Below are 11166 nucleotides of genomic sequence, written 5' to 3'. Positions count from 1 at the left end.
ATCGCCACCCATCCAGCCAGACCGGTTGGAGCCGTTCTGGCGTTAATTCCCTTGCATTCCATTGAAGCCCCCGCTCCCGCGCGCTCGATAAGCTATTCAGACAAAAAGGGGCAATATCCGCCCACTCATGCTGAAGACGAACAGGGGAGGGAGTATGGGACTCTCAAGTCGAAATAAATTTATGAAAAATAATAATTCTACGTCAGGCAGAAATGGGTGCGCATTTCCTGTAGCAGGCAGGCGTCCCGTTCATCGCTCGACTTCAACACGCAGGTCGGGCACTTTTCCGCACCCTTGACGGTATAGTACCGGCAGCATCCGCCACGCGCGCGAAACGTGTAGGTGAATGGTTCCTTCAATGCGCTGTCGTGCAGGGTCAGGTCAAAATACCCCAGCTGGCGGTTGTTCAGAGGCGATCCCTGTACCTTGATTATCGCCATTGCCGTCGACATCGCATCGGCGAGACAGCCGAACCGTCTTCCGACGTCGAGAAATCTGCCGGCGATGGCGTCTCCCACCAGCCGCCATTGCGCATTTTTCGAAAAAACCGGTCCTTTTTGCCAATGCTTCCACCAGCGGACGGAAATGTTGCTCGACGCCCATCCTGAAATGCTCGCACAGGCCTGCGTGGTCGTGACCGTCGAATGCGGCCCGTCATCCCGATCCGCAAAGATCTGCGGTGACAACAGCCTGACGCGGGCCCGCCGCACCGTCATTGGTTCTCCGTCATGCTCGCCATGGTGGGTATAGAACTGCAGCGAAAAGGTATCAGGCGACATATCAGGCACAACGCCACGGCAACCAACAACGGAACGGTGGCCATGAAGAAGATGTAGCAATAGTCGCTCATCAGAAATGCGGCGCGACTTTTGAGGTCGACGCCGGGATCGAACGACCCCTCATAATCCAGAAATTCCTGCAGTTCCGAGGGGCTGGAAAACAGCTCGGCAGCAGTTGTCCAGCCGGGAAGCATTGCACCGGTGCTGCACGGCACTTCGGCCACATTGATTGCTGGAGAGCGGTTGCTTCCGTCAGAATATCGCTGGCTTCGGGGATTCCGGCGGTTTCGTGATGTCTCATTGTCCGTCGCATCCGTCAGATTCGCATCTCAAATCAGGCTCATGCCTCTTTCGCTGAAACAGCCCTGCCTGCATCGTATCGGTTTTCCACAGCTGGCCCAGTTTGCCGATGAAGTGCGCAAAAGCTTGCGGAGCAAGCATGTGCGACCTTCGATCCGATGCATGATGACATCCTGACCGATACAGCTTTCCCACGCACGCGCCGCATTCCAGCTGACCAGATGGTCGGCGTCGGCCACGAATACATGTACCGGAAGCGTAACAGGGACATGCGGAGGCGTAAATTCATAAGTCTCGCAAATACGAAAATCGTTGCGCAGAACGGGTTCGAACAGCGCCATCGCCTCCTTGTCGCGTAATATCTCATCCGGCGTACCGCCGATTTCGACCAGCGACTGATGAAAATCCTCGCTCGACATGACGTGAATGGGCTTACGTCCTTCAAGAACACGGTCGGGTGCGTTCGAGCCAAGAATATAGAGCGCGTCCGGGAGCGGCAGGCCCCGAATGGAGATGTGCCGCAGCAGCTCATAGGCCACCACAGCGCCCATGGAATAACCGAACAGGGCATAGGGAGCTTGAAGCAGCCCGGAGACTTCGTGTCCCACATGTTGGGCAAGGCTCTGGATATCACGCGGCAGCGGCTTGGTGAAATGCGCTTCGCGACCCGGCAGGGCGACTGGGGTGACGTCAAAGACGCTCTCAGAATGAACCCAAGACCGGAACAGGCTTGGGCCGGCGCCGGCTGGCGGGAGGCAGATCAACCTGGGACGAACTGTCATTGTGTGTCCTTGTATCATATTTCAATCGCATTGTGTTCGCCCACGGGTGCGGCGGCTGCTTTCAGCGCGTCGATGAATGCTGCAAATGCCGCAAGGACCGGACGGTCGAACAGGACTTTTACGGGAAAATTGATCGCAAATTCTCGCCGCACCCGGTTGACGACCCGGGCAGCCAGAAGCGAATGGCCACCGAGGTTGAAGAAATTATCGCTATTGCACTCGGCCTCAACTTTCAGAACCTCTGCCCATATCCGGGCAATCCTTTCTTCCGTTTCTGTCCAGACGGTAGCGGAAAGGGGCTGATCATTGTTTGTTTCCGCCGAAGGCAGCGCAGGCTTGTCGATATCGACCGGCTTTGCGTCCGTATCGGATACGTGCGGAACCGTTGGAGTGCCGCCGGCCATCTCGCCGATTGTCGCGCCCAGCTCATTCAGGAATGCCTCTACCTCCTGCGCGGAAATGCAGCGCCTGTCGTATCGGGCGGAAATCGCAATCTTCGTGGCGTCGGCAGCGGCAAACAGGGTGAAGGGGTAGTGGGTCCATTCATCGACCTCGACGCCGGTCACGGCGAATGTCGCCTCTGTCGATATATCTCGCGCGCACGGGATAATTTTCAAAGACCAGCAGGCAGTCGAAAAGATCGCCCCGCCCGGCCTGTATCTCGCGTAGCGGAAGATAGTCGTGTTCCGCACAGGCGGACTGGCGTTTCTGCAATGTCTGCAACCACGGGGCAAGAGGGCCGTTTTCAACGTCGATGCAGACCGGCAGCGTGTTGATGAACAGGCCGACCATGTTTTCCACACCCTGGAGTTCGGGAGGTCGCCCGGCTGTCGTCGCGCCGAAGACGACGTGTCTGCTGCCGGTCTTGCGGGCGATGGCGATGGCAAGCGCGGCCTGCAGCAGGGTATTGGGGGTAATCCCCATGTCCCTGCACAGTTTTGCCGCCTGCGTGGAAACTGCGGGATCGCAGGTGAAGTGATGACTTGAGAAATCGGCCTCGCCCTCCGGTGCGTCGCGGGTCATCCTGCCCGGGACCTCGATCTTCGCCGTGTAGTCCGTCCAGAACGCACGCGTCGCCTCACGTTTCCTGCTTTTCAGCCAGGCAATATACTCCACATAGGGCCGTGGTGCGGGCAGTGGCAGACGTAATGAACCGCACCGTCTCTGATAGGCCCGGAAGGCGTCTTCGACGATGCGGCCCGCCGACCATCCGTCAAGAATGATATGGTGGTACTGAAGCACGAGACGCGAATTTTCCCCACCATAGTCGATCCATTGCAGGCGGATCAGCGGCGCAATCTTCAGATCGAAAGCCTGCCTCCGGTTGGCGGGACAAAGCGCACCGAGGCGTCTTTGCCGCTCTTCTGCGTCGATTCCTGACCAATCCAGTTGCGACAGGCAAGGCCGGCATCGCTGGTGGACGACCTGAAAGGGTTCGTCCCTTTCTTCCCAGTGAAAGGTAGTGCGCAGAACCGCATGGCGCGACACCATCTCGCTCCAGCAATCATGCATGATCTGCGGATCGACGGCCCCCTCAGTTGCAGGACGATCTGCGGCACGTAGACGCCTTCGTCGGGCGTGGCGATGGAGTGGAACAGCAATCCTTCCTGCATGGGTGACAGCGGATAGATGTTTTCGATAGCCGACGGCGGCTGCTTTCAAGGGGGCGATTGTCCATTGTGTCACAAGCTCTTTAGCAGATTGTCGAGTTCGTCCTGGCCGAGATCCATCAGCGGGAAATCAGAAGGGCTGAAACCCGCACCTGAACCGTTCAGGCAGTGCTGGATCAGCGTTTCAAGATTGTCCCGAAAATGGCCGGCCAGCGTCCTGATGGTGTCTTCGGAATGCAATTGCGCGCCATATACCCATTGCAATTGCAATTCGCCGCGCACCACCATGGCATTGATCTCGAGGATCGCATCGCGCGGATTGTCTGGGCGTACATCGGACGGATGTGATGCCTGACGGCGCAACAGGCTATCTGCTGCGAACATGGCATCCATCTGGCCGAGATAGTTGAAGCGGACCTGTGGTTTGCCGTAGTCCAAACGCTCACCTTTGTTGCGAAGATATTTCAGAACGCCGAAACCGACGCCGTTGTTGGGAATTCGCCGCAACGTGTCCTTGACGTCGAGAAGCAGGCGGTCCGGTGTTGCCTCGTCGGGCGTATCGAACAACACGGGGATAAAGCCGGTCAGCCAGCCCACCGTTTCGGGAAACGTCGATATCCTCGAACAGGTGCGGGTCTGCCGTGGTTTCCATTTCAAGGCGCAGACGTGGCTTTCCGCTCCATTGCCGCAGCGCCAGATAAAGGGCTGCGACCAGAACTTCGTTCGAGGCGATGCTGAAGCATTCCGGCACATCCCTAAGCAGTTGCTTGTTGTTTCGGCGTCAATCGTCTGCCGGTACGTCACCGCACCCGATTGAGTATTGCTCCCACTCTCGTTGTTCGAGTGGCAGCGGCCTGCACGTCTTCCTCGCATATGCCGCGCCAATATGCCTCCTCTCCGTCGAAAAGCACCGACCGCGAAAGCCGGCTGTTTCCAGCTGCCCGCCCGCGACGCGCCGGAGCGAATGGTGCCAGTTTCCAGATAATGCCGCTCAATATCCGCGACGATCATTCGCCAGGACACTCCATCGACGATAAGGTGGTGGGCCGCAAGGATGAGGCGTCCGGAACCATCGGGTAATGTTGCGAAAATCGTGCCGAAAAGAGGCCCGGCTCCAAGATCGAAACCGGCATGAAGCTTGCTGGCAAAATCGGTGACGTCGTTCTCATCCGCGGCGGCCAGTCGCTGCATCGGCGGCATCGCCGAAAGAGGGGCGAATTTCTGTTGCCATTGCCCATTTTGGCGCAAAAATCTGGCGCGCAGTGGAACGATGCTGGTCGAGGACCCTGAAAATCGCCTTTTCAAGCCTGTCGGGATCGAGAGGTCGAGTGGGTTTCAGGATCAATCCCTGGTTCCAATGGGCAAGATCGGCAGTTCCTGATCCAGCAGCCAGCGTTTGTATCGCCCCAAGCGTAGCTTGATCATCGCCATCACCGTTTCCGGCCGCGCAGTGCTTTCCACGCGCGTCGCTTCCGCGAGCGATGCGAGCTTGGGATGCAGGAAAACGTCGCGCGGGGTCATCTTCAAGCCCTTCTGGCGGGCCTGCGAAACCAGTTGGATGCAAGAATGGAATCGCCGCGAGCGAGAAGAAATTGTCGTTTCGCCGGATGTCTCCGCAACCGAGCAAACCTTGCCATATCTGCGCCAGCACGTCTTCCTGGTCATTGAGCGGACTTGCGGTTTCAGTGGCGCGTTCGCCAAAGGCTGCGGGAATCCGGCAGCGCAGATCGGTCCAGCTTACCGTTCGGCAGGCGTGGAAGTGCATCGAGCCTGGTCGCAAGCACGGGAATGAAATGCTCGGGCAGACGTTGCCGGAGAATTGCGACAAGTTTGGCGATTTCGAGTTGCAGGGTCACCGGCGACCCACATTGCCAGGCGCGGATGATTGGAGGCGTCGCGCCAGAGCCCGGCAACGGCCTCGTGCACCCCTTCCTGCTGCAGCAATACGGCCTCAATTTCACCCGGTTTCGATACGAAAACCGTTGAGCTTCAGCTGTCGGTCGCCGCGCCCCATGTAATCGAGGCCACCGTCATCACGTCTACGCACGATATCGCCGGTCTGATACAGGACGCGGTGTTCGTTGCAATCCGCAAAAGGATTGGCAGAAAGCGCTCGGCCGTCTGGCCGGGCCGGTTCCAGTAGCCACGCGCCAGCCCCGCTGCCGGACAGGAACAATTCGCCGGGAATTCCAACCGGCACCTCGTTCATCTCGCCGTCGAGCACGTAGGCGCGGGTATTGGCAATCGGAACTCCAATCCCGAACCATTCTCCCGATTTAGGCACTGGCGCACCGTCGAGTAGGTCGTGTCTTCCGAGGGGCCGTACAGGTTATAGAGGCTTTCGACATGGTCGTTGGCGTAAATCCGCGCGACAAGTTCGCGCGGAAGCGGTTCTCCCGCCAGGCAAACGGTTTTCACGCTCTCGGGCAGGGGGCCAAGTTTGAGCAATTCGGACATCGGTGTCGGAACGGTGTTCACCAGCGTCACGTCGCCTGAAACGGTGCGCTCGGGAAGGCGAAGAGATCGTCCACCATGAAGATGCGTCCGCCAGCCGCAAGCGTCGCAAATATTTCGAAGATCGAAAGATCAAAGCAGATCGAGGTGGAGGCGAGCACGCCGGACAGCTGATCGCCGGTGAAGCTGTGCAGGCACCATTGCACGAAAGCAACGGCGCTTCGATGCTCGATGGCCACGCCCTTCGGCCTGCCGGTCGAACCTGATGTGTAGATGATATAGGCAAGATCGGATTCCGACGTCGCCCGCGTTGGCACGGCCCCGCCTGCCAGGTTTTCCAACATGCCCGGCGTCATGCATCGGAAATTCTGTGCAACAGTCGAAATATCATCCTCTGTCGAGACCAGAATGAGCGCCAGATCGGCGTCCACGGCGATGAATTCTATTCGGTCGGCAGGGTAACGCGGATCCAGCGGCACATAGGCCGCACCGGTGCGAAGAACGGCCAATATGGCGACCACCAGCTCTACGCTTCTTTCAAGGCGGATGCCGACCCGTTTTCCCCTGCTTATGCCGGCTGCGGCGAGCCCGCTTGCGAGCCGGTCGGCTCTCCGGTCAAGTTCGGCATAGGACAGGTTCTTGTCCTGATCGGTAACGGCTATCGCCTGCGGATTGGCTTCGGCACTCGCTTTCACGAAGTCGTGCAGGCAGCGCCACTGCGGCTGAAATACTGCTCCTGTCTCGTTCCATTGCCGGAGCCTTTTCTGCTGGCTACCCGATAGCAGGGACAGCCTTTCGAGTGGCACATCAGGATGTTCGATAATCTTTTCAAGCAGGACGACCAGCGCCTCACTCAGCGATTCCATGGTTGTGCGGCGGAAAAGATCGCTGCGATATTCCAGACGGCACGAAAGTTCTTCCGCCGTTTCATGGATGAACAATGTCAGGTCCACACGCGACGACGTATCGGGAAGTGCCAGTCGTTCCCACTCCATGCCGGCAAGCGAAATGGCTTCGCGCCGGGTTTCGACGGTCGAGACGAGCATGGCCTGGAACAGCGGGTTATGGCTCCATGTCCGGGGGAGCGAGAGCGCATCGACCACTTTCTCAAACGGCGCGGCCTGGTTGGCGAAAGCGCTTAATGCCGTGTTGCGGGTTGCCTTCAGTGCTTCGTTGAAGCTCTCACCTCCCTGCGTCTGCAATCGGATCGCCAGCGTATTGGCAAACATCCCGATGACGTTTTCCAGATCGGGGTGGAAACGCTCGGAGACAGGCGTTCCGATGACGATATCACGCATGCCGCTGGCGCGCTGGAGCAGCGTCGAGAACGCCGTCAGCATTCCCATGAAAAGGGTAGCGCCTTGCTGGTCGCAGAGTTTCCGCAATTTTGCGAGTAAAACCGCGTCAAGCGAGAACCGGATGCTATCGCCGGAGAAGCCCTGTATGGCGGGCCGTACAAAATCGGTAGGCAATTCCAGCAGTGGCGGAGCGCCGGCAAGCGTCCTTCGCCAGTAATCGACCTCATTCGTCGTGTCCTGCTCCCGCTGCCAGACTGCAAAATCCGCATATTGCAGGGGCAGCGCCCCGTTTGGCGGCGCCGCGTTCTTCAAGAGGGATGCGTAAAACGTTGCAACGTCGTTCAGCAGAATTTCCGCTGAAAGGGCGTCACCGATGATGTGGTGCAATATGAAAAGTAGGACATGGTCCTGCGGGCCGTTGCGGAAGGCGTGAATGCGCAGGAGTGGCGCAACGGCAAGATCGAATGGCCGGCGCGCGCAATCGAGTAGAGCAGCCTCGAGTTCCCGGTCGCCGATCTCTTCCGGCACGATGCGGAACGTCATCTCCGGGTCGGTCTCGACAAAGGGCTTGCCATCGACCGAAACGAACCGGCTGCGCAGCATATCCTGTCTTTGCGCCATCAGTTCCAGCGCATGCGAGAGGATTTCGAAATCGAGCGCTCCCCTGATCTTCAAGGCAAACGGGATGTTATAGAGCGGGCTGTCCGGTTCCAGCTGCGCAAGCGCCCATTGTCTGTTCTGTGCATACGACAGTGGCGTTCGGCCGGTATGGTTCCGTTTTGCCAGTCCGGAAGAAGCCGCCTCCGGCCGGCGTCCTGTCATGGCCATCAGCGCATCGACAGTACCGGCAAATTCTGCAAGCCTCGGTTTCTCAAAAATGGTGCGCAGCGGCAGGTCGACGGTAAATGATGTCCGTAAACGCGCGAGCATCCGCGTCGCCAGCAGGGAATGGCCGCCAACCGTGAAGAAATTGTCGTCACGGCCGATCTTTTCGGCGCTGAGCAATTCACACCATATGGCCGCTACCATCTGCTCGGTGCCTTCGCGTGGGGCGGCATAGGCGGCTGACGAGACTATCTGTTTCGGTCGCTCAAGCCGCTTGCGATCGATCTTGCCATTCGCGTTTAATGGAAAACTATCGATCCAGACATAGGCGGCAGGAAGCATGTAGGAGGGAAGCTGTGAAGCGAGCGCTGCGCGGATCACTTCCTCGTCCACCCGGCCTGTCCCGGGGCGGCAATAGGCAACGAGGGTGCCCGAGCCTTCTTCATCCTGCCAAAGGGTAACCACGGCCTGTTCGATGGATAGCTGCGAGGCGAGGATCGCCTCGATCTCGCTGAGTTCGATGCGGAAACCGCGGAGCTTGACCTGAAAATCGGCGCGGCCGACATAAAGAAAATGCCCGGCGGCGGAACGCCGCATCAGGTCACCTGTCCGATAGAGTCTCGATGTTTCAGGTCCACCGTGCAAACCTGCGGCTGGTCCCTCGACGAATGCGCGCGAAGTCAGATCTTCGCGGTTGAAATAGCCAGGACTGAGACCTTCGCCGCCGATATACAGTTCTCCTATAACGCCTGCCGGCACCGGCATCAGCGCGTCATCGAGCAAATGAAGCTGCGTATTGGCGATTGGCTCACCGATCGGCAGGGCAGGAAGCTCCAGATGTTCGGCGCATATGCGTGTGCAGGTGGACCAGATCGTCGTTTCGGTCGGGCCGTAGAGGTTCCACAATTCGCCGCCGGTCGCCAGCAGCCGGCGGGCAAGGCCCGGCTCCAGCGCCTCGCCGCCGCAAAGCATCCTGAAACCCGCCGGAGCCTTCCAGTCGGCATCGGCAATCAGCCGCCATGTCGCGGGGGTCGCCTGCATCATCGTCGCGCCGTGGTTCCGGATAAGCTCCGAAAGCGCCATGTCGTCATAGACATCATCGGCTTCGGCGATAATCAGCAGGCCGCCGACCATAAGCGGCATCAGCAGCTCCAGGGTGGCGATATCAAAGGCCGGTGTGGTGACGGCGAGGAACCGGTCTCCAGCGGACATGCCCGGCCGGCTCGCCATGCTGCCCAGAAGATTGACCAGGCTTTTCTGCCGGATCGGCACGCCTTTCGGCCTGCCTGTCGAACCTGACGTGTAGATGATGTAGGCCAGATCGTCAGGCAGCGTCTCGCGATGCGGATTGCCGAAGGAGCCAGTTGCACGCAGCAGAGGTTCAATCGCCATGCAATCGCATGGATATGCTGCTTTCATAGCATCATCGTCAGCCTCGCTGACGAGAATGATGTCAGGCTTGCAGTCCTCGAGAATGAGTGCGCGTCGTTCCGCCGGGTGCCCGGGGTCTAGAGGCACATAATGGCCACCGAGCTTCAGCACTGCGAGGATGGCGATGACGAGGTTTTGGGAACGCGGCAGGCAGATGGCGATGCGGGGATGAGATTTGCCTTTGCCGGTGCGATCACTCAAACCGGATGCGACGCGGTTGGCGGCATCGTTCAGATCTCCGTGCGAATATTGACGGTCGCCGCAACGCACAGCCGCAAACGAGCCGCGCGCCTTTGCCGTCTCTTCCAGCAGCGACGCGACATCTGTCGAAGGAACGGCGACGTTTGTCCGGTTCGCAGCCGCTATGGCCGCATGCTCAGTCTCGCCCAGCAGGTCGATTTCGGCGATGCGGCCGCCGGGGTTCGATACGAGCCCGCCAAGCAGTCTTAGGAAATAGCCGGAGAAGCGTGCCACCGTTTCAAGCAGGAAGAGGTCCGTGTTAAACTCGAAAACGCCACTGAAACCTTCATTTCCCCGTCCCTGGTGCATGTCGAGGCTGAGATCGAAACGCGAGGCGCCTGAATCGAGTGCTATCGGCGTGACCTTGATATCGCCGAGGTCGAATGTTGCACCAGACGCATTGTGAAGCACGAAAGTTGACTGGAACAGGGCGTTATGGCCGATGTCGCGCTCGACATTCAGCGCATCCACCACCTGCTCAAAGGGCACATCCTGATTGGACAGCGCCGCGAGCGTCGTATCCCGAACCCGTTCGAGCAGCGTATCGAAAGTGTCATTCGATTGCAGGCGCGTCCGCATGACGAGATTGTTGACGAACAGCCCGATGAGGTTGCGGGTCTGCGCCCTGTTCCGGTTCGATGCCGTCGTGCCGATGCAGATGTCGTCCGATCTCGAAAGGCGGGCGAGCAGAATCTGATAGGCCGCCAGCAGCACCATGAATGTTGTCAGTTTCCGGCTTTTCGCTAGATCCTTGATGGTAGCGGAGAGGTCCGGCCCGAGGTGGAATTTGTGCCGGGCTCCACGAAACGCCTGCGTCACCGGCCGGGCGAAATCGAACGGAAGTTGAAGCAGCAGCGGTGCGTTACGCAGCTGTTCGCGCCAGTAATCGACCTGGCCTGAAAGCTCCACAGTGCCGTTACGCTGCCATTCGGCATAGTCGCGATATTGGATATCGAGTGCCGGCAGCTGGCCGGTGGATGGAGAGCCGGCTGCGCTATAGAGCCTGTAGACCTCATCGGTCAGGATCTGCAACGAGGCGTAGTCGGAAATGATGTGATGGATCACCATGACGAGAATATGCTCGCCAGGTGAGACGGAGAACAGGCCGACGCGAAACAGCGGACCTTGCGAGAGATCGAACGGTTCCCGCGCAAAGCGGCTTATGGCGGCGTCGCGTGCGTGCTCGTCATTGCCCAGTTCGTGAAAACTGAAGTCTGTCGTTGGTTGCGAAGCGATGACCTGGAACGGCTCTCCGTCCCGAACTTCGAAAACCGTCCGCAGGCTTTCGTGGCGCTGCACCACCATATCGAAGCAGGTCTTCAACCTGTCGCGGTCGAGCGGGCCCTTCCAGCCTGATGGCGACGGGTATCGAATATACGCCTGTGCCGGGCTGCATCTGCTCGACGAACCAGACACGTTCCTGGGCATGGCTCAGGCGGAAGTTCTT

Annotated in this window: 9 protein-coding genes; all 9 read right to left on the bottom strand. The window is 59.0% G+C overall.

Annotated elements, in window-relative coordinates:
• Window positions 1–197 precede the first annotated feature (197 nt).
• The 9 genes from CRO62_RS27560 to CRO62_RS03880 all read right to left on the bottom strand — a co-directional run bounded on the left by CRO62_RS27560 (window position 198) and on the right by CRO62_RS03880 (window position 11147).
• Complete coding sequence (locus CRO62_RS27560) at window positions 198–716, bottom strand: (2Fe-2S)-binding protein (protein WP_323455460.1); 519 nt, start codon at window positions 714–716, stop codon at window positions 198–200.
• Window positions 713–1003 (bottom strand): hypothetical protein, encoded by a 291-nt coding sequence (locus CRO62_RS27555; protein WP_323455459.1) that lies wholly within the window; start codon window positions 1001–1003, stop codon window positions 713–715. The genes CRO62_RS27560 and CRO62_RS27555 overlap by 4 nt, the downstream gene beginning before the upstream one ends.
• Before the next feature lie 105 nt (window positions 1004–1108).
• Window positions 1109–1861: a thioesterase II family protein gene (locus CRO62_RS03890; protein ID WP_323455458.1), complete on the bottom strand. Its 753-nt coding sequence runs from the start codon at window positions 1859–1861 to the stop codon at window positions 1109–1111.
• 14 nt (window positions 1862–1875) lie between these two features.
• A complete protein-coding gene (locus CRO62_RS27550) occupies window positions 1876–2427 on the bottom strand; it encodes a phosphopantetheine-binding protein (protein ID WP_323455457.1) in 552 nt (183 codons plus the stop codon).
• Window positions 2405–3523, bottom strand: a complete 1119-nt coding sequence (locus CRO62_RS03885) for a condensation domain-containing protein (RefSeq protein WP_323455456.1) — start codon at window positions 3521–3523, stop codon at window positions 2405–2407. Before CRO62_RS03885 ends, CRO62_RS27550 begins: the two co-directional genes overlap by 23 nt.
• A 20-nt stretch (window positions 3524–3543) precedes the next feature.
• Window positions 3544–4719, bottom strand: coding sequence for a condensation domain-containing protein (locus CRO62_RS27545; RefSeq protein ID WP_323455455.1), 1176 nt, complete (start codon window positions 4717–4719; stop codon window positions 3544–3546).
• A complete protein-coding gene (locus CRO62_RS27540; protein WP_323455454.1) occupies window positions 4637–5299 on the bottom strand; it encodes a hypothetical protein in 663 nt (220 codons plus the stop codon). Before CRO62_RS27540 ends, CRO62_RS27545 begins: the two co-directional genes overlap by 83 nt.
• Before the next feature lie 129 nt (window positions 5300–5428).
• The gene (locus tag CRO62_RS27535) at window positions 5429–5755 is read right to left on the bottom strand and encodes an AMP-binding protein (RefSeq protein WP_323455453.1); all 327 of its coding nucleotides are present in this window, start codon (window positions 5753–5755) and stop codon (window positions 5429–5431) included.
• Window positions 5756–5954: 199 nt separating this feature from the next.
• Window positions 5955–11147 (bottom strand): non-ribosomal peptide synthetase, encoded by a 5193-nt coding sequence (locus CRO62_RS03880; protein ID WP_323455452.1) that lies wholly within the window; start codon window positions 11145–11147, stop codon window positions 5955–5957.
• Window positions 11148–11166 lie beyond the last annotated feature (19 nt).

The organism is Rhizobium sp. AN6A (assembly GCF_900215635.1).
Classification (GTDB): domain Bacteria; phylum Pseudomonadota; class Alphaproteobacteria; order Rhizobiales; family Rhizobiaceae; genus Agrobacterium; species Agrobacterium tumefaciens.
Note: the sequence above shows the minus strand (reverse complement) of the source record. Positions and strands in the feature narration are given on the sequence as shown.